We start from the raw sequence: 25,412 nt of genomic DNA, 5'->3' as shown, positions 1-25,412 counted from the left end.
AAAGCGAGATGTCATGGCGGACGAAGAGCGGCTGCGCGAATACCTGACGCGCGTCGTCGCCGAGCTGCAGCAGACCCGCCAACGGCTGCGCGAGGTCACCGCCGAGGAGTCCGAGCCGGTGGCGATCGTGGCGATGAGCTGCCGCTACCCGGGCGGCATCAGCTCGCCCGAGGAACTGTGGGAGTTCGTCTCGTCCGGCGGGGACGCCATCGGCGACTTCCCCACGGATCGCGGCTGGGACCTGAAGCGGCTCTACCACGCCGATCCGGACAACGCCGGCACCTCGTACACCACGGCCGGCGGGTTCCTGCGCGACGCGGGGGAGTTCGACGCCGCGCTGTTCGGCATCTCGCCGCGCGAGGCGGTCGCCATGGACCCGCAGCAGCGGCTGCTGCTGGAGGTCACCTGGGAGCTGTTCGAACGCGCCGGCATCGCCCCGCTGTCGCTGCGTGGCAGCCGCTCCGGCGTCTTCGTGGGCACCTCCGGGCAGGACTACGCCGCCGTGCTGCACCGGGCGCCCGGCGTCGAGGGGTACGTGCTGACCGGCACCGCCGCCAGTGTCGTGTCCGGTCGGCTGGCGTACACGTTCGGGCTGGAAGGCCCGTCGGTCACCGTGGACACCGCCTGCTCGTCGGCGTCGGTCGCCATCCATCTCGCCTGCCAGGCGCTGCGCCAGCGCGAGTGCGGCCTCGCCCTGGCCGGCGGCGCGACCGTGCTGGCCACCCCCGGCCCGTTCGTCGAGTTCTCCCGGCAGCGCGGCCTCGCCGCCGACGGCCGGTGCAAGTCGTTCGCCGCCTCCGCCGACGGCACCGGCTGGTCCGAGGGCATCGGCATGCTGCTGCTGGAACGGCTCAGCGACGCCCGCCGCAACGGCCACCCCGTACTCGGCGTCATCCGCAGCTCGGCGGTCAACTCCGACGGCGCCTCCAACGGGCTCACCGCCCCCAACGGCCCGTCCCAGCAGCGGGTCATCCGGCAGGCCCTGGCCGGCGCGAAGCTCACCCCCGACCTGGTCGACGTGGTCGAGGCACACGGCACCGGCACCACCCTCGGCGACCCGATCGAGGCCCAGGCGCTGCTCGCCACGTACGGCCGGGAGCGGGGCGACGCCGCGCCGCTGCTGCTCGGCTCCATCAAGTCGAACATCGGCCACACCCAGGCCGCCGCCGGCATCGCCGGGGTGATCAAGATGGTGGAGGCGATGCGGCACGGCATCGTGCCGCCCACCCTGCACGTCGACGAGCCCACCCCGCACGTGGACTGGGCCGCCGGCGCGGTCACCCTCGTCACCGAGGCCACGCCGTGGCCGGCCGTGGACCGGCCGCGCCGGGCCGCCGTCTCGTCGTTCGGGATGAGCGGCACCAACACCCACCTCATCCTCGAACAGCCCGAACCGGCCGGCGTCGAGGCGGACCACCCGGTGCCGCCCGCGCCCGCGCCGGTGCTGCTCACCGGCCGCACCCGCACCGCGCTGCGCCGCCAGGCCGAGCGCTGGTCGGCCTGGCTCGCCGACGACCCGGACGCACGCCCGGCCGACGTCGCCCGGACGTCGGTGCTCTCGCGCTCGCCCCTGGAACACCGGGCGGTCGTCCTCGCAGACGACCGCGACGGCCTGCTCGCCGCCCTGCACGCCCTCGCCGACGACCGGCCCGCCCCCGGGCTGGTCACCGGCGCCGCCGCCGAACGCGGCGGGGTCGCGTTCCTGTTCTCCGGCCAGGGCGCCCAGCGCGCCGGCGCCGGCCGGGAACTGTACGAGGCGTACCCGGTCTTCGCGGAGGCGCTCGACGAGGTCTGCGGCCACCTCGACCACCGGCTGCCCCGGCCGCTGAAGCCGCTGCTGTTCGCCGGGCCCGGCACCGCCGAGGCCGACCTGCTCGACCAGACCGTCTTCACCCAGGCCGCGCTGTTCGCCGTCGAGGTGGCGCTGCACCGGCTGCTCGGCTCCTGGGGGCTGGCCCCCGACATGGTCGCCGGGCACTCCGTCGGCGAGCTGACCGCCGCCCACGTGGCCGGCGTGCTCGGCCTCGACGACGCGTGCGCCCTCGTCGCCGCCCGGGGCCGGCTCATGCAGGCCCTGCCCACCGGCGGCGCGATGCTCGCCGTGGCCGCCGACGAGGCCCGGGTCGCCGAGTCGATCGCCGCGCTGACCGACCGGGTCGCCGTCGCCGCCGTCAACGGCCCCGACGCCGTCGTCGTCTCCGGCGAGGCGGTGGCCATCGACGAGCTGGCGGGACTCTGGACCGACCGGGGGGTGCAGGTGCGGCGGCTGCGGGTCAGCCACGCCTTCCACAGCCCGCTGATGGAGCCGATGCTCGCCGAGTTCGCCGCCGTCGCCGCCCGGCTCGACCTGCGCGCCCCCACCCTGCCGGTGGTGTCCAACGTGACCGGTGAGCTGGCCGACCCGGCGCAGCTCACCGACCCGGACTACTGGGTGCGCCACGTCCGGGAAGCGGTCCGCTTCGCCGACGGCGTACGCACCCTGCGCGCCCACGGCGTCGGTACCTTCGTGGAGGTCGGACCGGACGCCGTGCTCACCGCCGCCGTCCAGGAGACCCTCGCCGGGACCGAGACCGAGACCACCGACGCGGCCCCCGCCGTGGTGGTTCCGGTGCTGCGCCGGGACCGCCCGGACCGCCGTACCCTGCTCGCCGCCCTCGCCCAGCTCCACGTCGCCGGTACGCCGCCGCGCTGGGCGGACGTCCTCGCCGACCTGCCCGGCCGGCTCGTCGACCTGCCCACCTACCCGTTCGAGCGGCAGCACTACTGGGTGCCGGCCGAGGCGCCCGCCGACGACACCACGACGGGCGGGGCCGGCGCGCTCGACCGGCGGTTCTGGGCCGCCGTCGAACGCGCCGATCTCGACGCGCTGCGCGACACCCTCGCCGTCACCGACACCGCCGCCGCCGAGTCGCTGCGTACCCTGCTGCCCGTCCTCGCCGACTGGCGGCGGCAGCGGCAGGAACACTCGGTCCTCGACGGCTGGCGGTACCGGGAGGAGTGGCAGGTGGCCCCCGAGCCCGCCCCCGCCCGGCTGACCGGCACCTGGCTGCTGGCGCTGCCCGCAGCCGACGCGGACGACCCGGCGGCGCGGGCCGTCCGGGCTGCGCTGACCGACGCCGGCGCCGACGTGCGGCCCCTGACCGTCGAGCCGGACGCCGACCGGGCAGCCCTCGCGGCAGCCCTCGCCGGCACCGAGCCCGCCGGCGTCGTCTCCCTGCTCGCCGGGGAACCGCGCACCGGCGGCACGGTCCTGCCCGGCCTGACCGCCACCCTCGCGCTCGCGCAGGCGCTCGGCGACGCCGGCGGGGCCACGCCGCTGTGGCTGGTCACCCAGGGCGCGGTCGCCGCCGCCTCGTACGACCGGCTCGTCGACCCGGCGCAGGCAGCGATCTGGGGCCTCGGCCGGGTCGTCGGCGTCGAGGCGCCGCACCGCTGGGGCGGCCTGGTCGACCTGCCGTCCGACCCCGACGACCGGGCCGTCGCCCGGCTCGCCGCGATCCTCACCGGATCGACCGGCGAGGACCAGCTGGCGGTACGCGGCCCCGGGGTCTTCACCCGCCGCCTCGTCCGCGCCGCCCTCGGCGACCGCCCGCCGGCGCGCCGGTTCACGCCCACCGGCACCGCAGTGGTCACCGGCGGCACGGGCGGGCTCGGGGCCCGCGCCGCCCGCTGGCTCGCCGCCGCCGGAGCCGAACACGTCGTGCTGGTCAGCCGGCGCGGGCCCGACGCCCCCGGCGCGGCCGCGCTGGAGGCCGAGCTGACCGCCCTCGGGACCAGGGTCACCGTCGCCGCCTGCGACATCGCCGACCGGGCCGCCGTCGCCGACCTGCTCGACCGGGTCGAGGCCGCCGGCCCGCCGGTGCGTACGGTCGTGCACACCGCCGGCGTCGCGCAGGCCACCCCGCTGGCGGAGGTCACCCCCGCCGAACTGGCCGAGGTCACCGCCGGCAAGACCGCCGGGGCCACCCACCTCGCCGACCTGCTCGGCGACCGGGAACTGGACGCCTTCGTCGTCTACTCGTCCATCGCCGCCACCTGGGGCAGCGGCGGGCAGGCCGGATACGCGGCCGGCAACGCCTACCTGGACGCGCTCGTGCAGCGGCGGCGCGCCGACGGCCGGTCCGGCACCGCCATCGCCTGGGGGCCCTGGTCCGACGGCGGCATGCACGCCGCCGACGCCGAACGGAACCTGCGCCGTCGGGGCCTGCCCGCCATGGACCCGGCCGTCGCCACGGCCGCGTTGCAGCAGGCCCTCGACCACGACGACGTCACCGTGACGGTGGCCGACGTGGACTGGGCCCGGTTCGCCCCCGCGTACGCCTCCGCCCGCCGCCGGCCACTGCTGGAGGGCGTACCGGAGGCGCGGGCCGCCCTCGACGGCGGCGCCGCAGCCGACGACGGCGACGACGGCCCGGCGGCGACCCTGCGCCGGCGCCTCGCCGCGCTGGCACCGGCCCGACGCGAGGAGACCGTCGCCGAGATGGTCCGCGAACTCGCCGCCGACGTGCTCGGCCACGACGGCGGGGCCGCCGCCGTCGGCGCGACCACCGCGTTCCGCGACCTCGGCTTCGACTCGCTGACCGCTGTGGAGCTGCGCAACCGGCTCGTCGCCGCCACCGGGCAGGCGCTGCCCACCACCCTGGTCTTCGACCACCCGACCCCGGCCGTGCTGGCCCGCTTCCTGCTCACCGGCCTCTTCGGCGCCGGCGCCGCGGCGGTTCCGGACGCCGCCCCGGCCGCCGTGGGCGACGACGAGCCGGTGGCAGTCGTCGCCATGGCCTGCCGCTACCCGGGCGGCGCCGACGGCCCCGAGCAGCTGTGGCGCCTCGTCGCCGACGGCGTCGACGCGATCGGAGACTTCCCGACCGACCGGGGCTGGGACCTCGACCGGCTCTACGACCCCGACCCGGCCAACCCCGGCACCACGTACGCCGACAAGGGCGGCTTCCTGCACGCGGCGGGCGAGTTCGACCCGGGCTTCTTCGGGATCTCGCCGCGCGAGGCGGCGGCGATGGACCCGCAGCAGCGGTTGTTGCTGGAGGTTTCGTGGGAGGCGGTCGAGCGGGCAGGGGTTGAGCCTGGGGTTCTTCGGGGTTCGCGAACAGGGGTGTTCGTGGGCACGAATGGTCAGGACTATGGGGCCCTGCTGATGGTGGCGGGGGACGAGGTGGAGGGCTTCGCGGGCACGGGCAACGCCGCGAGTGTGGTGTCGGGTCGGGTGGCGTACGCGTTGGGGTTGGAGGGGCCGGCGGTGTCGGTGGACACGGCGTGTTCGTCGTCGCTTGTGGCGTTGCACCTGGCGGTGCAGTCGCTGCGGCGTGGCGAGTGCGACATGGCCCTCGCCGGCGGCGTCACGGTCATGGCCACCCCCGGCACCTTCTTCGAGTTCTCCCGGCAGCGGGGCCTGGCGGCCGACGGCCGGTGCAAGGCGTTCGCGGCGAGTGCCGACGGCACGGGCTGGGGCGAGGGCGTGGGCGTGCTGGTGGTGGAGCGGTTGTCGGACGCGCGGCGTAACGGTCATGAGGTGCTGGCGATCGTGCGGGGCAGTGCGGTCAATCAGGATGGTGCGTCGAACGGGCTGACGGCCCCGAACGGTCCGTCGCAGCAGCGGGTGATCCGCCAGGCGCTCGCCGGTGCCCGGCTGGGCAGCGCGGATGTCGACGTGGTGGAGGCGCATGGTACGGGCACGACGCTGGGTGACCCGATCGAGGCGCAGGCCCTGCTGGCGACCTACGGGCAGGGCCGCGAGGGACAGGAGCCGCTGCTGCTCGGCTCGATCAAGTCGAACATCGGCCACACCCAGGCCGCCTCGGGTGTGGCCGGTGTGATCAAGATGGTGCTGGCGATGCGGGAGGGCGTGGTCCCGGCGACGCTGCACGTGGACGAGCCGTCGCCGCACATCGACTGGACCTCCGGTGCGGTGGAGCTGGCGACGCAGGCGCGGCCGTGGCCGGCGGTGGAGCGCCCGCGTCGGGCGGCGGTGTCGTCGTTCGGCATGTCCGGTACGAACGCCCACGTGATCATCGAGCAGGCCGACGAGCTGTCCGTCGCTCCGGTCGGGCACGGCCCGGGCCTGGTGGCCTCCGATGTCGTGGTGTGGCCGGTGTCGGCGCGGTCGAAGGGCGCGCTCGCGGGGCAGGCGGCCCGACTGGCGGACTTCCTGCGCGGGCGCGGCGCCGGCGGCGCCGGGCACCTCCAGCGGGCCAACGAAGCCGTGGTGGATGTGGCGGCGGTGGGCTGGTCCCTGGCTACGACCCGGTCGGCGTTCGATCACCGTGCCGCTGTCGTCGGGTCGGGCACGGAGGAGTTGCTGGCGGGGCTGGAGGCCCTGTCCGCCGGTACCCCGGCGGGGAACCTCGTGACGGGTGCGGTTTCCGGCACCGGTGCGGGTGTGGTGTTCGTGTTCCCGGGTCAGGGTGCGCAGTCGGCGCGGATGGCGGCCGGTCTGGTGGGTCGTGCGCCGGTGTTCGACGCGCGGCTGGCGGAGTGCCAGCGGGCTCTGGCCCCGTACCTGGACGTGGACCTGGTGTCGGTGTTGACCGGTGACGACGAGTCGTGGTTGGCGCGGGTCGAGGTGGTGCAGCCGGTGCTGTGGGCCGTGGGTATGGCTCTGGCGGCGGTGTGGCAGCACGCCGGGGTGAGCCCGGCTGCGGTGGTCGGTCACTCGCAGGGCGAGATCGGCGCGGCGTGTGTGGCGGGGATCCTGTCCCTGGAGGATGCGGCGAAGGCGGTCGCGTTGCGGTCGCGGGCGCTGATGGTGCTGCGAGGCACCGGGACGATGGCGTCGGTCGACCTGTCGGCGGAGTCGGTGGCCGAGCGGCTCGGGGAGTTCCCCGGGGTGGGCGTTGCGGCCGTCAACGGTCCGTCGACGGTGGTGGTGTCGGGTCCGCCGCAGCCGGTCGCCGAGCTGGTGGAGGCGTGTCAGGCCGACGGGGTGCGGGCGCGGTTGATCCCGGTGGACTATGCGTCGCATTCGGTGGCGGTGCAGGACGTCGCGGAGCAGCTCCGCGCCGACCTGGCCGACGTGACGCCGCAGCCGGGCCACACCCGCCTGGTGTCGACGCTCACCGGGGACTGGGTGGACCCGGCGTCGATGACGGCGGACTACTGGTATGAGAACCTGCGGCAGACGGTGCAGTTCGACGCGGCGGTGCGGGTGGCTGTCGCCGCCGGGCACACCACGTTCGTGGAGATCTCTCCGCATCCGGTGCTGGCGATGCCGGTGACGGCGATCCTGGACGACGTCGGCGCGACCGGGCACGTGCTGGGCAGTCTGCGGCGCGGTGACGACGACGCGACGCGGCTGCTGACGAACCTCGCCACCGCGCACACGATCGGCCTGCCCGTCGACCTGACGGCCGTACTCGCCGAGACCGACACCGTCGCACTGCCCACGTACGCCTTCGAGCACGGACGCTACTGGCTGGACGCCCCCGCGCACCGCGTACGTGACGTCGGCTCCGCCGGCCTCCAGGACACCGGGCACCCGCTGCTCAGCGCGGCGGTACCCGTCGCCGACGACCGGACGGTGGTGCTGACCGGGCGGCTGTCGGTGCGTACCCACCCGTGGCTGGCCGACCACGCCGTCGGCGGGGCAGTGATCGTCCCCGGCACCGGCGTCGTCGACATGGTGGTCCGGGCCGGCGACGAGGTCGACGCCGGCCAGGTGGGCGACCTGACGCTGATCAACCCGCTGGTGCTCCCCGCGACCGGCGCGATGCAGGTGCAGGTACGCGTGGGCCCGCCCGCCGACACCGGCGAGCGGAGCGTCACAGTGCACTCCCGCCCCGAGGAGGACGCCGACGCCGAGTGGACCCGGCACGCCGAGGGCCTCCTGCTGCCGCAACTGCCCGACCCGGCCGCCGTACCAGGGCAGTGGCCGCCGGCCGGCGCCGTCGAGATCGACGCCGACCTGGACGCCTGGTACGCACAGATGGCCGAGGGTGGCCTCGGCTACGGCCCCGCCTTCCGAGGGCTGCGCCGGGTGTGGCGCGGCGACGGCGAGGTCTACGCCGAGGTGGCCCTCCCCGAGGAGGCGAGCGCCGACGCGTCCCGCTTCGGGCTGCACCCGGCCCTGTTCGACGCGGCCCTGCAGGCCAGCGGGGTCACCGCCCTGCTCGGCGATCCGGCGGACACCTCCGGGGCGGGCTGGATGCCGTTCGCCTTCCGCTCGGTCGCCCTGCACGCCCACGGGGCCACCCGGCTGCGGGCGCGGCTGCGCTCCCTCGGCCCGGACACCGTCGCGGTCACCCTCGCCGACACCGCCGGCCAGCCCGTCGCCACCGTCGAGTCGCTGACGTTCCGCCCCGTCGCCGCGGGGCGGGCCGACGAGGCGGCCGCGCTGCGCCGCACCTCGGTGTTCCACCTGGACTGGACGCCGCTGCCGGGTGCCGACGCGGCGGCGGGGCAGACGGTCAGCTGGGCGCTGCTCGGCGACGACACCCTCGGCCTCACCGGTGCGCTCACCGCCGCCGGGCACCCGGTGCGGTCCCACGCCGACCTGGCGGCGCTGGTCGCCGAGATCGGGGAGTCCGGGGACGTACCCGATACGGTGCTGGACCTGCGCTCCGGCGCGGAGCCGGACCCGCAGCGGGCCGGCGAGGCCGCGCACGACGCGGCCCGCGACGCGCTCGCGCTGGTGCAGCAGTGGCTGGGCGAGTCCCGGCTGGAGCGGTCCCGGCTGGTCCTGCACACCCGGGGCGCGGTCGGCGCGGCCCCGGGCGAGGCCCCCCGCGACCTTGCCCGGGCGAGCCTGTGGGGACTGGTCCGCTCCGCGCAGTCCGAGCACCCCGGCCGGTTCACGCTGCTCGACACCGACGACGACGCCGCCTCCCTGGCGGCCGTCCCGGCGGCCGTCGCCTCCGGCGAGCCGCAGCTCGCGCTCCGCGACGGCGCGCCGCTCGTGCCGCGGCTGACCCGGGCCCGCGACGCCGGGGTGCTGCCGCTGCCCGCCGGCGAGGTGCCATGGCGCCTCGACGTCACCGAGAAGGGCACGCTGGAGAACCTCGCCCTGCTGCCCGGCCCCGAGACGGCCGGGGAGCTGCCGGCGGGCCACGTCCTGGTCGGGATGCGCGCCTCCGGGCTGAACTTCCGCGACGTGGTGCTGGCCCTCGGCATGGTTCCCGACCAGGAGGTGCTGGGCAACGAGGGCGCCGGCGTGGTGCTCGGCGTGGGGCCGGGCGTCACCGACCTCGCCCCCGGCGACCGGGTGACGGGCATCTTCTCCGGCTCGTTCTCCTCGGCGGCGGTCACCGACCGCAGACTGCTCACCCGCATCCCCGACGGCTGGTCCTACACCGACGCCGCCGCCGTGCCCGTGGTCTTCCTGACCGCCTGGTACGGGCTGGTGGAGCTGGCCCGGCTGCGCGCGGGCGAGTCAGTGCTCGTCCACGCGGCGGCCGGCGGCGTCGGCATGGCCGCCGTGCAGATCGCCCGCCACCTCGGCGCGGAGGTCTACGGCACGGCCAGCCCCGGCAAGTGGCCGGCGCTGCGCGCCACCGGCTTCGACGACGCGCACCTCGCCTCCTCCCGCAGCCTCGACTTCGCCGACGAGTTCGCCCACCGCACCGGTGGCCGGGGCGTCGACGTGGTGCTCAACGCCCTGCGCGGCGAGTACGTCGACGCGTCGCTGCGGCTGCTCGCCGACGGCGGCCGGTTCGTCGAGATGGGCAAGACCGACAAGCGCGACCCGCAGCAGGTCGCCGCCGACCACCCGGGCGTCAGCTACCAGGTCTTCGACCTCATCGAGGCCGGCCCCGGGAAGATCGGCGCGATGCTGGGCGAACTGATGGCGCTCTTCGCCGCCGGTGCGCTGCGGCCCCTGCCCCGGCGCACCTGGGACGTCCAGCGCGCCCCCGAGGCGTTCCGCTTCCTCAGCCAGGCCCGGCACGTCGGCAAGCTCGCCCTGAGTATCCCGCAGACGCCCCGGCTCGACGGCACGGTCCTGGTCTCCGGGGCGACCGGCACCCTCGGCGCGCTGCTCTGCCGGCATCTGGTCACCGCGCACGGCGCCCGGCAACTGCTGCTGGTCAGCCGGCGCGGCCCGGACGCCGAGGGCGCCGACGACCTGCTCGCCGACCTCAAGGCCCTCGGCGCGGACGTGTCGATCGTCGCCGCCGACCTGGCCGACCCGGACGCCGTGGCGGACGTGCTGTCCACGGTGGACCGGCGGCACCCGCTGCGCGCCGTCGTGCACGCCGCCGGCGTCCTCGACGACGCCACCGTCGAGTCGCTCACCCCCGACCGCCTCGCCGCGGTGCTGCGGCCCAAGGTCGACGTGGCGTGGAACCTGCACCGGGCCACCCTCGGCCACGAGCTGAGCGCGTTCGTGCTCTTCTCCGCCGCCGCGGGCGTGTTCGGCGGTCCCGGCCAGGGCAACTACGCCGCCGGCAACGCGTTCCTCGACGCCCTCGCCGAGCACCGGCGGGCCCTCGGCCTGCCGGCCGTCGCGCTGGCGTGGGGCCGCTGGGCGCAGGCCAGCGGCATGACCGGTCACCTCGACTCGGCCGACATCCGCCGCCTCGACCGGGGCGGCATGGCCGCCCTCTCCGACGCCGAGGGGCTCGCCCTGTTCGACGCGGTCTGGCGCTCGGAGCGGGCGACCCTCATGCCCGCCAAGATCGTCACCGGCGTGGCCGCGCCCGGGTCGCCCGTACACCCGCTGCTGACCAACCTGGTCCGCGCCGCCGGCCGCCGGGCCGCGGCCGGTGCGGCCACCGATGGGCAGGCGTACGCCGAGACGCTGCGCGCCCTGCCCGACGACAAGCGGGCACGCGCCCTGCGCGACCTGGTGCTGTCGCACGTGGCGGTCGTCCTCGGCCACGGCGACCCGGCCGGCATCGAGCCGACCCGGGCGTTCCGGGAACTCGGCTTCGACTCGCTCACCGCCGTCGAGCTGCGCAACCGGCTCGGCGCGGCCACCGGGCTGCGGCTGCCGGCGACGCTGGTCTTCGACAACCCGACGCCCGAGGCGCTCGCCGCCCACCTGGGCGGGCAGTTCGTCCCGGCGACCTCGGCGGGCGAGCCGTCGGGGGCGGGCCGGGAACTCGACCGGCTGGAGGCGGCGCTCGTCGGGCTGGACCCGGCCGACGACGAGTTCCGCCGGATCACCGACCGGCTGCACGGCCTGCTGGGCCGGCTGACCGAGCGGCAGGCGGACGCGGACGGCGACGACGACCTGGAGTCGGCCACCGCCGCGAACATCTTCGACCTGATCGACCGCGAGCTGGAGACGTCGTGACCACCAGCCGCAACGACATCGGCATGCCGAGTGAGGTAGGTCCACGGTGAGCAACGAGGACGAGAAGTACGTCGAGTACCTGAAGCGTACGACCTCGGAGCTGCGGCGTACCCGGCGTCGGCTGCGCGAGCTGGAGGCCCGCGACGCCGAGCCCGTCGCCATCGTGGCGATGAGCTGCCGTTACCCCGGCGGGGTCGACAGCCCCGAGGCGCTGTGGCAGCTCGTGCACGACGGCGGCGACGGGATCGGGCCGTTCCCCGCCGACCGGGGCTGGTCCCTGGAGAGCCTCTTCCACCCCGACCCCGACCACCCGGGCACCAGCTACGTGCGCGAGGGCGGCTTCGTCTACTCCGCCGCCGACTTCGACGCCGACCTGTTCGGCATCTCGCCCCGCGAGGCCGTCGCCATGGACCCGCAGCAGCGGCTGCTGCTGGAGACGTCCTGGGAGGCGTTCGAGCGGGCCGGGCTGCCGCTGCCGGCCGTCCGGGGCAGCCGCACCGGCGTCTTCGTCGGGGCGTCGTCGCACGGCTACGACGGCATGATGGCGCAGGCCGAGAACGGCGAGGGGCACCTGCTCACCGGCAACGCCACGAGCGTCATCTCCGGCCGCGTCGCGTACACGCTCGGGCTGGAGGGGCCGGCGGTCACCGTCGACACCGCCTGCTCGTCCTCGCTCGTCGCCCTTCACCTGGCCGCGCAGGCCCTGCGCAACGGCGACTGCGAGCTGGCCCTCGCGGGCGGCGTGACGGTGATGCCCACCCCGGCGGTCTTCGTCGGCTTCAGCCGGCAGCGCGGCCTCGCCGCCGACGGCCGGTGCAAGGCGTTCGCCGCCGGCGCGGACGGCACCTCGTGGTCCGAGGGCATCGGCATCCTGCTGCTCACCCGGCTCTCCGACGCGCAGCGGCACGGCCACCCGGTGCTCGCCGTGATACGCGGCAGCGCGGTCAACCAGGACGGCGCGTCCAACGGGCTCAGCGCCCCGCACGGCCCCTCCCAGGTGCGCGTCATCCGCCAGGCCCTGGGCAACGCCCGCCTCACGCCCGAGCAGGTCGACGTGGTGGAGGCGCACGGTACGGGCACCCGGCTCGGCGACCCGATCGAGGCGCAGGCGCTGCTGGCCACGTACGGGCAGGACCGCGACGAGGCCGCGCCGCTGCTGCTCGGGTCGGTCAAGTCGAACATCGGGCACACGCAGGCCGCCGCCGGCGTGGCCGGTGTGATCAAGATGGTGATGGCGATGCGGCACGGCGTCGTGCCGCCCACCCTGCATGTCGACGAGCCGTCCCCACACATCGACTGGACCGCCGGGGCGGTCACCCTCGCCACCGCCGCGACGCCCTGGCCCGCCGTGGACCGGCCGCGCCGGGCCGCCGTGTCGTCGTTCGGCGTGTCCGGCACCAACGCGCACACCATCATCGAGCAGGCCCCGGCTCCCGCCGAGGTCGAGGCCGAGCCGACCACGCCGCAGGCCCGCACGGTGGCCCCCGTGCTGCTCTCCGCCCGCTCCGACGCCGCGCTCGCCGCGCAGGCCGGCCGCTGGGCCGCCCGGTTCGCCGCCGACGAGACCCTCCGCCCGCTCGACGTGGCCTTCTCGTCGGTCACCTCCCGCTCCACCCTGGACCGTCGGGCCGTGCTGTCCGCGACCGGCCGCGACGACCTGCTCGCGGGGCTGCGCGCCCTTGCCGCCGGGGAACCGGCCGGTACCGTCGTGACCGGTGCCGGGGCGCCGCGCGGCCAGCTCGCGGTGCTCTTCTCGGGTCAGGGCGCGCAGCGCGCCGGCATGGGCCGGGAGTTGTACGCCGAGTTCCCCGTGTTCGCCGCCGCCCTCGACGAGGTGTGCGGGCACCTGGATCGAGCCCTGCCGCGCCCCCTGCGTGAGGTGCTCTTCGCCGCCGACGGCTCGGCCGACGCCGGCCTGCTGGACCAGACGGTGTTCACGCAGGCCGGTCTGTTCGCGGTCGAGGTGGCGCTGTTCCGGCTGGTGGAGTCCTTCGGCGTCGCCCCCGACCTGGTCGGCGGTCATTCGATCGGCGAGGTCACGGCCGCGTACGTGGCCGGGGTGCTGTCGCTGGAGCACGCCTGCGCGCTGGTGACGGCGCGGGGCCGGTTGATGCAGGCGCTGCCCGCCGGGGGTGGGATGCTGGCCGTCGCGGCCACCGAGGCCGACGTCCTCGCCACGCTCGACGGCCTGGCCGACGTGGGGATCGCGGCGGTCAACGGGCCGACCTCGGTCGTGGTCTCGGGCGCCGTGGCGGCCCTGGACGAGGTGGAGCGGCTCTGGAAGAACCGGGGCGTACGCACCCGCCGCCTCACCGTCAGCCACGCGTTCCACAGCCCGCTGATGGAGCCGATGCTCGCCCGGTTCCGCGCGGTGCTCGACAAGCTCACCTTCGCCGCGCCGTCGCTGCCGGTGGTGTCGAACGTGACCGGTGCGCTGGCCGACGCCGACGAGATCCGCACCGCCGACTACTGGGTGCGTCACGTCCGCGAGGCCGTCCGCTTCGCCGACGGGGTCGCTGCGCTGCGCGCCGCCGGGGCGGACACGTTCCTGGAGGTCGGGCCGCGCAGCGTACTGACCGCGATGGTCGCCGACATCCTGCCCGCCGACGACGCCGTGCTGGCCGTCGCCGCGCAGCGCGGGGACCGGCCCGAGGCGCACGGGCTGCTGGCCGGGCTGGCGGAGCTGCACGTGCGCGGGGTTGCGGTCGACTGGCTGCAGTGGTTCGCCGAGACCGGCGCGCGGCGGGTGGACCTGCCCACGTACGCCTTCCAGCACCAGCGCTACTGGCCCGAGGCCGGCGGCACCGCCGTGACGGCCGCGCCGGGCGACGCCGCCGAGGGGGACTTCTGGGCGGCCGTGGAGCGCGGCGACCTGACCGGGGTCGCCGCCCACCTGGCCGTGCAGGACGACCCCGCCGCGGTCGAGGCCCTCGCCCCGGCCGTACCGGTGCTGTCGTCGTGGCGGCGGGCCCGGCAGCGCGACGCAGTGGTGGACGGCTGGACGTACCGGATCGACTGGGAGCCGGTACGCCCCGCCGCCGCGCCCGCGCTGACCGGCCGCTGGCTGGTCGTCACCGCCGACGCCGACGACGCCGGGGCGGCCGGCACGCTGACCGGCGCGGGCGCCCACGTCGACACGCTCACCGTCGCCCCCGGCGTCGACCGTGCCGAGCTGACCGGGCTGCTGCGCGGCCACGGCGAGCAGGGCTGGACCGGCGTGCTCTGCGTGCTCCCCGCGACCGACCGGGCGCTGCCGGACGCCCCGGCCGTCTCCGTCGGCGCCGCGCTGCTGCTCACCCTCACCCAGGCGCTCGCCGACGCCGGCCTGCCCGGCCGGCTCTGGTGCCTCACCCGGGGCGCCGTGCGCGTCGGGGCCGGCGAGACCCTCACCGACCCCTGGCCCGCCCTGGCCTGGGGCCTGGGCCGGGTCGTCGCGCTCGAACAGCCCGACCGCTGGGGCGGCCTGATCGACCTGCCCGCCCGCGCCGAGCGCACCGCGGCGGACGCGTTGCTCGCCGTCCTCGCCGACGCCGGCCACGACCAGGTGGCGATCCGCCCGCAGGGCGTCTTCGGCCGGCGGCTGGTGCCGGCCGCGCCGCCCGCGGGTGCGGGCTGGCGGCCTACCGGGACGGTGCTGGTGACCGGCGGTACGGGTGCCCTGGGCCGGCACGTGGCGCGCTGGTTGCTGGCCAACGGGGCGGCCGAGGTGGTGCTGGCCTCGCGGCGGGGTCCGGCGGCGCCGGGCGCGGCCGAGCTGGTCGACGAGTCGGGCGCGGTACGCGTGGTGGCGTGCGACGTCACCGATCGGGCGGCCGTCGACGCCCTCGTGGCCGGCCTGCCGGAGTTGACCGCCGTCGTGCACACCGCCGGCGTGATCGACGACGGCGTCCTCGACGGGCTCGACCTTGGCCGGATGCAGACCGTCCTCGACGGCAAGGTCCGCGCCGCCCAGGTGCTGCACGAGACCACCGCCCACCGCGACCTCGACGCGTTCGTGCTCTTCTCCTCCCTCGCCGGGATCATCGGCAGCGCCGGACAGGGCAACTACGCGGCGGCCAACGCCTATCTCGACGCGTTCGCGGCCTGGCGCCGCGACCAGGGCCTGCCCGGCACCGCCATCGCCTGGGGCGCCTGGGCCGAGGACGGCATGGCCGCCGCGCTGACCGCCCGGCTCGCCCGGGGCGGGGTCGACGCGCTCCCCGCCGCCGAGGCCGTCACCGCCCTCGGCCGGCTGGTCAACACCGCCGAGCCGGCCGTCACCGTCGCCGCCGTCGACTGGGGACGCCTCGCCGCCTCCTGGGGCCGCCCGACGCCACTGATCGCCGCCCTGCCCGGGGTGCCCGCCGTGCCCACCGGCCCCGCCCGCGCCGTGGTGGTCGGCCGGTCCCTGCCGCAGCTCGCCGACCTCGTACGCACCCAGGCCGCCGTCGTGCTCGGCTACCCGGCCGGCCGGCCGCTGCCCGAGCGCACCTTCCGCGACCTCGGCTTCGACTCGCTCACCGCCGTCGAGCTGCGCAACCGGCTCACCGCCGAGACCGGTATGACCCTGCCCGCCACGCTGGTCTTCGACCACCCCACGGTCGCCGAACTCGCCGCCCACCTGCACGGCCTCACCGCCGGGCACACCACCGGCGAGGTGGTCGCCGACGGCACCGGCCGCGACCGCGAACCGATCGCCATCGTCGCCATGAGCTGCCGCTTCCCCGGCGGGGTCACCTCGCCCGAGCAGCTCTGGGACCTCCTCGCCACCGGCACCGACGCGCTGAGCCTGATGCCCGGCGAGCGCGGCTGGAACCTCGCGGAGCTGTACCACCCCGACCCCGAGCACCTCGGCACCAGCTACGTCCGGGAGGGCGGCTTCGTCGCCGGCGCCGGCGAGTTCGACCCGGCTTTCTTCGGCATCAGCCCCCGCGAGGCCCTCGCCATGGACCCGCAGCAGCGGCTGCTGCTGGAGACCACCTGGGAGGCGTTCGAGCGGGCCCGGATCGACCCGACCGCCCTGCGCGGCAGCCGCACCGGCGTGTACGTCGGCACCAACGGCCAGGACTACGGCTCGCTGCTGATGGCCACCGGGGACGTCGACGAGAACTACCTCGCCACCGGCACCTCCGCCAGCGTCATCTCCGGACGGCTGGCGTACACCTTCGGGCTGCACGGCCCGGCGGTCACCGTCGACACCGCCTGCTCGTCGTCGCTGGTCGCGATGCACCTGGCCGCGCAGGCCCTCCAGACGGGCGAGTGTGACCTCGCCCTGGCCGGCGGCGCCACCGTGATGGCCACCCCCGGCATCTTCGTCGGCTTCTCCCGCCAGCGTGGCCTCGCCGCCGACGGCCGGTGCAAGCCGTTCGCCGGAGCCGCCGACGGCACCGGCTGGGGCGAGGGCGTCGGCCTGCTGGTGCTCCAGCGGCTCTCCGACGCCCGCCGCGACGGCAACCCGGTCCTCGCCGTGCTGCGCGGCAGCGCCGTCAACCAGGACGGCGCCTCCAACGGTCTCACCGCACCCAACGGCCCCGCCCAGCAGCGGGTGATCCGGCAGGCCCTCGCCAACGCCGGACTCACCGCCGAGCAGGTGGACGCCGTCGAGGCGCACGGCACCGGCACCACCCTCGGCGACCCGATCGAGGCGCAGGCCCTCATCGCCACGTACGGGCAGGACCGGCCCGCCGACCGGCCGCTCTGGCTCGGCTCGATCAAGTCGAACATCGGGCACACCCAGGCCGCGGCGGGTGTGGCCGGGGTGATGAAGATGGTCCTGGCGATGCGGCACGGGGTGCTGCCGCCCACCCTGCACGTGGACGAGCCCACCCCGCACGTCGACTGGACCGCCGGCAGCGTCGAGCTGCTCACCTCCGCCCGGCCGTGGGAGCCCGCCGACGGGGTACGCCGCGCCGCCGTCTCCTCGTTCGGGATCAGCGGCACCAACGTGCACACCATCCTCGAACAGGCCCCCGCCGACGAGCCGGAGCCCGGACCGGCAGCCGACGTGCCGACCGGGGAACTGCCCTGGGTCCTCTCCGGGCGCACCGTCGACGCCCTCACCGCCCGCAGCCGGGACCTGCGCGAGCACCTCGGCACAGTGGACGACGACGCGCTCGCCGACGTCGGCTGGTCGCTGGCCGCCACCCGCGCGTCGCACGACCACCGGGCCGTCGTCTTCGCCGCCGACCGCGACGAACTGGCCGCGTCCCTCGACGCGCTCGCCGCCGGCCGGCCCGGCCCGCAGACCGTCACCCGCGTCCCCGGCACGCCGGGCGAGGTCGCGTTCGTCTTCCCGGGCCAGGGCTCGCAGTGGGCCGGGATGGCCGCCGAGCTGCTCGACACCGCCCCCGTCTTCGCGGAGACGTTCGCCGCCTGCGCCGAGGCGCTGCGCCCGTACGTCGACTGGTCGCCAGCCGACGTGGTGCGCGGCGCGCCCGACGCCCCGTCGCTGGAGCGCGTCGACGTCGTGCAGCCCACCCTGTTCGCGGTCAGCGTCTCGCTCGCCGCGCTCTGGGAGTCGTACGGGGTGCGCCCCGCAGCCGTCGTCGGGCACTCCCAGGGCGAGATCGCCGCCGCGTACGTCGCCGGTGGCCTCACCCTCGACGACGCGGCGGCCGTGGTCGCGCTGCGCAGCCGGATCATCGCCGGCATCGCCGGGGACGGCGGCATGGTCTCGGTCGCCACCACCGCCGACGAGGCCACCGCGACGATCGCCCGCTGGGCCGGCCGCATCGCCCTGGCCGCCGTCAACGGACCCACCTCCGTCGTGGTCTCCGGCGACGGCGCCGCCCTCGACGAGCTCGTCGCCCACTACGAGTCCCGCGAGGTGCGGGTGCGCCGCGTGCCCGTGGACTACGCCTCCCACTCCGCCCACGTCGAGCAGCTGCGCGAGCAGCTCCTGGAACTGCTCGCCGGGCTGCGGCCCCGCACCGGCGAGGTCCGGTTCCGCTCCACAGTCGAGGGCGACTGGCTCGACACCGCCGCCCTCGACGCCGACTACTGGTACCGCAACCTGCGGCAGACCGTCCGCTTCGACGAGGCGGTGCGCAGCCTCGTCACCGCCGGCTACCAGACCTTCGTCGAGGTCAGCGCCCACCCGGTGCTGACCATGGCCGTGCAGGAGAGCGTCGAGCTGGCCGCCGCCGACCCGGACGCGGTCACCGTCACCGGCAGCCTGCGCCGGGGCGAGGGCGGCCTCGGCCGCTTCCTGCGCGCCCTGGCCGAGGTCTGGGCCGGGGGTACGGCCGTGGACTGGCGGCCCGCCTTCGCCGGCCTCGCCGGGCGCCGCCTCGACCTGCCCACGTATCCGTTCCAGCGGCAGCTCTACTGGCCGCAGCCGTCAACCGCGCCCGCCCCCGCGGCCGCCGGTCCCGTGGCCGACGACGAGGTCGACGCCCGGTTCTGGGCGGCCGTCGAGGCGGAGGACCTGACCGCGCTCACGGCCGAACTCTCCGCCACGGCCGAGTCGCGGCCCGTTTCGGAGACGGCGTTCGCCGACGTGCTGCCGGTGCTCGCCGCCTGGCGTCGCCGGCACCGCGACCAGGCCACCGTGGACTCCTGGCGGTACCGGGACAACTGGACGCCCGTCGCTCCCGACGCCTCCGGCGAGCCGGCCGCCACCGGCACCTGGTGGCTGCTCACCGGCCCCGACGACACCGGCGCGGCCGAGGCCGACTTCTGCACCGAGGCGTTGCGGCGGCACGGCGGCACCGTCGTACCGCTGGCGCTGGACGCCGACCGCACGGACCGCGCGGCGCTCGCCGCTCGGCTGCGCGACCTCGCCGACGGCGGCCCTCGCCCCGCCGGGATCGTGTCGCTGCTGCCGCTCGACGAGACGCCCGCCCCGGCGCACCAGTCGGTGCCGGTCGGTTTCGCCGGCACCGTCACCCTCGTGCAGGCGCTCGGCGACGCCGGAGTCCGCGCGCCGCTGTGGTGCCTCACCCGGGGTGCCGTCGCCACCGGCCCGGCCGACCCGCTGCCGCACCCGCTCCAGCAGCTCACCTGGGGCTTCGGCCGGGTCGCCGCGCTGGAGCACCCGGACCGCTGGGGCGGCCTCGTGGACCTGCCCGACGAACTCGACGACGCGGCCGGCCGACGGCTGGTCCGTGTCCTCGCCGGCGCCGACGGCGAGGACCAGGTCGCGCTGCGGTGGGCCGGCGCCTTCGGCCGGCGACTGCTGCACGCCCCGCTCGGCGACGCCCCCGCCCCGCGCACCTGGCGACCGTCGGGCACCGCCCTGGTCACCGGCGGCACCGGCGCGCTCGGCGGACACATGGCCCGCTGGCTCGCCGCCAACGGCGCCGCGCACCTGGTGCTGGTCAGCCGGCGCGGCCGGCAGGCCGAGGGCATCGCCGACCTCGAGGCCGAGCTGGTCGCACTGGGCGCCCGGGTCACCGTCGCCGCCTGCGACGCCGCCGACCGGTCGGCGCTCGCCGCCGTCCTCGCCGACCTGCCGCCCGAGCACCCGCTGACCACAGTCGTGCACACCGCCGCCGTCCTCGACGACTCGGTGATCAACTCGCTGACCCTGGAGCAGGTCGACTACGCGCTCAGCGCGAAGGTCACGACCGCGCTGAACCTGCACGAGCTGACCCGCGAGCTGGACCTCGACGCGTTCATCCTGTTCTCCTCGATGGCCGGCACCGTCGGCAGCTCCGGCGTGGGCAACTACGCCCCCGGCAACGCGTTCCTCAACGCCCTCGCCGAGCACCGGCGCGCCCTCGGCCTGCCCGCCACCTCCATCGGCTGGGGCGCCTGGGGCGGCGGCGGCATGGCCGACGGCGAGTTCGGCCGGATGCTGCACCGCCACGGCGCGCCCGAGATGCCCCCGCGCCTCGCCGTCGCGGCCCTGCACCAGGCCGTCGAGCACGACGAGACCTTCCTGACCATCTCGAACATCGCCTGGGACCGGTTCTTCGTCGCGTTCACCGCCACCCGGCCCGGTCCGCTGATCTCGGAGATCCCCGAGGCGCAGCGGTTGCAGGCCACCAAGGGCCTCGCCGAGACGAAGGAGACCGACGAGGCCGGCTCCGCCGGCGCGTTCACCCGGATGAGCGCCGCCGAGCGCCAGCAGGCGCTGCTCGATCTGGTCCGCGACCAGGCGGCCGCGGTCCTCAAGTACGCCGACGGCCAGGCCGTCGACCCGCACCACGCGTTCCGGGACCTCGGCTTCGACTCGGTGACGGCGGTGGAGCTGCGCAACCGGCTCGCCACCGCCACCTCACTGCGGCTGCCGGTGACCCTGGTCTTCGACTACCCGTCGCCGACCGCGCTCGCCCGGCACCTGCACGAGGAGTTGGGCGGCGAGGCCGCCGTGGCCGTCGAGGCCGCCCCGGTGACGCTCGGCGACGACGAGCCGGTGGCCATCGTCGCCATGTCCTGCCGCTTCCCCGGCGGGGCCAACGACCCCGAGCGGTTCTGGCAGATGCTGCACGCCGGCCTCGACGCCGTGTCCGATCTCCCCGGCGATCGGGGTTGGGACGTCGAGAAGCTCTACGACCCCGACCCCTATTCCACCGGCACCTCATACGTCCGCAGCGGCGCCTTCCTCTACGAGGCGGCGGAGTTTGATGCCGGTTTCTTCGGGATTTCCCCCCGTGAGGCCTTGGCGATGGACCCGCAGCAGCGGTTGTTGCTGGAGGTTTCGTGGGAGGCGGTCGAGCGGGCAGGGGTTGAGCCTGGGGTTCTTCGGGGTTCGCGAACAGGGGTGTTCGTGGGCACGAATGGTCAGGACTATGGGGCCCTGCTGATGGTGGCGGGGGACGAGGTGGAGGGCTTCGCGGGCACGGGCAACGCCGCGAGTGTGGTGTCGGGTCGGGTGGCGTACGCGTTGGGGTTGGAGGGGCCGGCGGTGTCGGTGGACACGGCGTGTTCGTCGTCGCTTGTGGCGTTGCACCTGGCGGTGCAGTCGCTGCGGCGTGGCGAGTGCGACCTGGCCCTGGCCGGCGGCGTGACCGTGATGGCGACGCCCGGGCTGTTCGTGGAGTTCTCCCGGCAGCGGGGCCTGGCGGCCGACGGCCGGTGCAAGGCGTTCGCGGCGGGTGCCGACGGCACGGGCTGGGGCGAGGGCGTGGGCGTGCTGGTGGTGGAGCGGTTGTCGGACGCGCGGCGTAACGGTCACGAGGTGCTGGCGATCGTGCGGGGCAGTGCGGTCAATCAGGATGGTGCGTCGAACGGGCTGACGGCCCCGAACGGTCCGTCGCAGCAGCGGGTGATCCGTCAGGCGCTGGCGTCGGCCCGCCTCACCACGGCCGACGTGGACGTGGTCGAGGCGCACGGCACGGGCACCACCCTCGGTGACCCGATCGAGGCGCAGGCCCTGCTCGCCACGTACGGGCAGGAGCGCGACGAGCCGCTGCTGCTCGGCTCCGTGAAGTCGAACATCGGCCACACCCAGGCCGCCGCCGGCGTCGCCGGTGTGATCAAGATGGTGCTGGCGATGCGCGAGGGCGTGGTCCCCGCGACGCTGCACGTGGACGAGCCGTCCCCGCACATCGACTGGAACTCCGGGGCCGTCGAGCTGGCGATCGAGTCGCGGCCGTGGCCGGCCGTGGGCCGGGCGCGCCGGTCGGCGGTGTCCTCGTTCGGCATCTCCGGCACCAACGCCCACGTCATCATCGAACTGCCCGAGGACCTCCCCGCCGAGAGCGTGGAGCCCGACGGCGAGGCCGCCGAGGATCGCAGCCCGGGGCTCGTGGCCTCCGACGTCGTCGTCTGGACGGTGTCGGGGCGGTCGAAGGGCGCGCTGGCCGGTCAGGCCGCTCGCCTGGCCCAGCACGTCCGCGCGCACGCCGACCTCGACGCGGCGGCGTTGGGCTGGTCCCTCGCCGCCACCCGGTCGACGTTCGACCAGCGGGCCGCCGTCGTCGGGGCCACCGTGGCCGAGTTGCTGGCGGGGCTCGACGCCCTGTCCGCCGGCGCGCCGGCGGGGAACCTCGTCACGGGTACGGCCTCCGGAACCGGTGCGGTGTTCGTGTTCCCGGGCCAGGGTGCGCAGTCGGCGCGGATGGCGGCCGGTCTCGTCGGTCGTACGCCGGTGTTCGACGCGCGTCTGGCGGAGTGCCAGCGGGCCCTGGCGCCGTACCTGGATGTCGATCTCGTGTCGGTGTTGACCGGCGACGACGAGTCGTGGCTGGAGCGGGTGGAGGTCGTGCAGCCGGTGTTGTGGGCCGTCGGTGTGGCCCTGGCGGCGGTGTGGCAGCACGCCGGGGTCACCCCGGCGGCGGTGGTCGGTCACTCGCAGGGCGAGATCGGCGCGGCGTGTGTGGCCGGGATCCTCAGCCTGGAGGACGCGGCGAAGGCGGTCGCGTTGCGGTCGCGGGCGCTGACGGTGCTGCGGGGCACCGGCACGATGGCGTCGGTGGACCTGTCGGCGGAGGCGGTGGCCGAGCGGCTCGGGGAATTCCCCGGGGTGGGCGTTGCGGCGGTGAACGGTCCGTCGACGGTGGTGGTGTCGGGTCCGCCGCAGCCGGTCGCCGACCTGGTGGAGGCGTGTCAGGCCGACGGGGTGCGGGCCCGCCTGATCCCGGTGGACTACGCGTCGCACTCCGTGGCGGTGCAGGACGTCGCGGAGCAGTTGCGCGCCGACCTGGCCGACGTGACGCCGCGACAGGGCAACGTCCGGCTCGTCTCCACCCTCACCGGGGACTGGGTGGACCCGGCGTCGATGACGGCGGACTACTGGTACGACAACCTGCGGCAGACCGTCCAGTTCGAGGCCGCCGTCCGGGTGGCCGTCGAGGCGGGTCACACGACGTTCGTGGAGATCTCCCCGCATCCGGTGCTGGCGATGCCGGTCACGGCGATCCTGGACGACGCCGGCGCGACCGGGCACGTGCTGGGCAGCCTGCGGCGCGGTGACGACGACGCGACGCGGCTGCTGACGAATCTCGCGACCGCCCACACGATCGGCCTGCCCGTCGACCTGACGGCCGTACTCGCCGAGACCGGCACCGTCGCACTGCCCACGTACGCCTTCGACCGCAGCCGCTTCTGGCCGACCGCGGCGACCCGGCAGGACGACACCGAGGAGACCTCGAGCGGCGTCGACTCCGCGTTCTGGGCGGCCGTCGAGAGCGAGGACCTGGCCGCGCTCGCGGAACTCACCGAGCAGGACGCGACGGAATCCCTGGAACGGCTGGGCGCGGCCCTGCCCGTGCTCGCCTCCTGGCGACGCCAGCAGCGCAACCGCTCCGCCCTGGACGACCTGCGCTACCGCAGCGTCTGGCAGCCGTACACCGGGACGCCCGTCAGCTTCCTCCCCGGCGCCTGGTGGGTGATCGCCGACGCACGGCACCCGGAGGAGGGCGAGGCCGCCGTCGCCGAGCTGTCCCGCCGGGGCGCCGATGTCCGGCTGGTGTCGCTGCCGGAGAACCTGACCGACCGCGCCGCCCTCACCGCGCACCTGAACGGTGTCACCCGTACCTCCGACGGCGGGCCGGCCCCGGTCGACGGGGTGCTGTCCCTGCTCGCCCTCGCCGACGGCGCGGTCGACGACACCCAGCCGGTGCCGCCGTTCCTCGCCCGGTCGCTCGCGCTGATCCAGGCGCTCGGCGACCTCGACGTCGCCGCGCCACTGTGGTGCGTCACCCGGGGCGCGGCCGGCACCACCCGGGGCGCGGCACCCGGCCGACCGGAGCAGTCGCTGCTCTGGGGCCTCGGCCGGGTCGTGGCCCTCGAACACCCCGAGCGGTGGGGCGGCCTGGTCGACGTACCGGCCACCCTGGACGACCACGGCTGGGACCTGCTCTGCGCCGCCCTCGCCGGACTCGACGGCGAGGACCAGCTCGCGGTCGACGGCGCTACCATCCTGGTACGCCGGCTGGTGCGCTCGCCCGGCGGCGAGGCGCCCGCCGACGACGCCGGCTACCCGGGCACGACGCTGGTCACCGGCGGCACCGGCGCGCTCGGCGCGGAGGTGGCCCGCTGGCTGGCCGCCCGGGGCGCCGAGCACCTGATGCTCGTCAGCCGCCGTGGCGCGGACGCCCCCGGCGCCGCCGAACTCGTCCGCGAGCTGACCGGGGCGGGCACCCGGGTGACCGTCGCGGCCTGCGACGTGGCCGACCGGGCCGCGCTGGCCAAGCTGCTCGACGAGGTACCCGCCGACGCGCCGCTGACCAGCGTCGTGCACGCGGCCGGCGTCCTCGAGGACGGGGTGCTCGACGGGCTCACCGCCGACCGCCTCGCCACCGTCCTGCGCCCCAAGGTGCTCGGTGCCCTGCACCTGCACGAGCTGACCGTCGGGCGGGAACTGCGCGCGTTCGTGCTGTTCTCCGCGCTGGCCGGGCAGCTCGGCGCCGCCGGTCAGGGCAGCTACGCCGCCGCCAACGCCTACCTCGACGCCCTCGCCGAGCAGCGGCACCGGCAGGGCCTGCCGGCCACCTCGGTCGCCTGGGGCCCCTGGGCGGCCGGCGGGATGGCCACCACCGACCATGCCGTGGAGGAGCGCCGCCGGCGTACCGGCGTGGCCCGCCTCGACACCGCGCCCGCGCTCACGGCGCTCGCGCAGTGCGTCGCGCGGGGCGAGCCGGCGACGATGGTGGCCGGCATCGACTGGGCCCGTTACGTGCCCGGCTTCGTGGCCGTGCGGCCCAGCCCGCTCATCGCGGGCGTGGCCGAGGCGCGGCGGGCCGTCGCCGAGCGGGCCGAGGACACCGGCGTCTCCGCGGAGTCCCTGGCCGCCCTGCTCGCCGGGCAGACCGACGCCGAACGACGCAAGACCCTGCTGGAGCTGGTACGCGGGCAGGCCGCCGCGGTGCTCGGCCACGCCTCGATGGACGCCGTCGAGCCGGACCGGGCGTTCCGCGAACTCGGCTTCGACTCGCTGACCGCCGTGGAGCTGCGCAACCGGCTCACCGCGGCGACCGGCGTCCGGCTGCCCGCCACGGTCGTCTTCGACTACCCGACCGCCGCCGGGCTGGCCGAGTACGTGCGGGCCGCCGTCGTCGACGGCGGGGTGGTCGGGGTCGCACCGGTCTTCGGCGAGCTGGACAGGTTGGAAGCGGCGCTCTCCGGCTCGGCGCCGGACCGCAGCGCCCGAATTCGGATCACCGAGCGGCTGCGGGCGCTGCTGGCCTCCCTCAACGAGGCCGACGCCCCGGCGGACGGCGACACCGTCGCCGAGAAGCTCCAGGACGCGACGCCGGACGAGGTCTTCGACTTCATCGACCGCGAGCTGGGGATGTCCTGACGTGAT

The 25,412-nt window shown here is 76.0% G+C and carries 2 protein-coding genes; both read left to right on the top strand.

The window, feature by feature from the left end:
• Positions 1 to 13: 13 nt before the first annotated feature.
• Positions 14 to 11,239, top strand: a complete 11,226-nt coding sequence (locus FHX31_RS17860; protein WP_184976815.1) for a type I polyketide synthase — start codon at positions 14 to 16, stop codon at positions 11,237 to 11,239.
• 46 nt (positions 11,240 to 11,285) lie between these two features.
• The gene (locus FHX31_RS17855; RefSeq protein WP_184976814.1) at positions 11,286 to 25,406 is read left to right on the top strand and encodes a type I polyketide synthase; all 14,121 of its coding nucleotides are present in this window, start codon (positions 11,286 to 11,288) and stop codon (positions 25,404 to 25,406) included.
• Positions 25,407 to 25,412 lie beyond the last annotated feature (6 nt).

This window comes from Micromonospora sp. CNZ286 (genome assembly GCF_014207755.1).
This window is presented reverse-complemented; position numbering and strand designations above follow the sequence as displayed.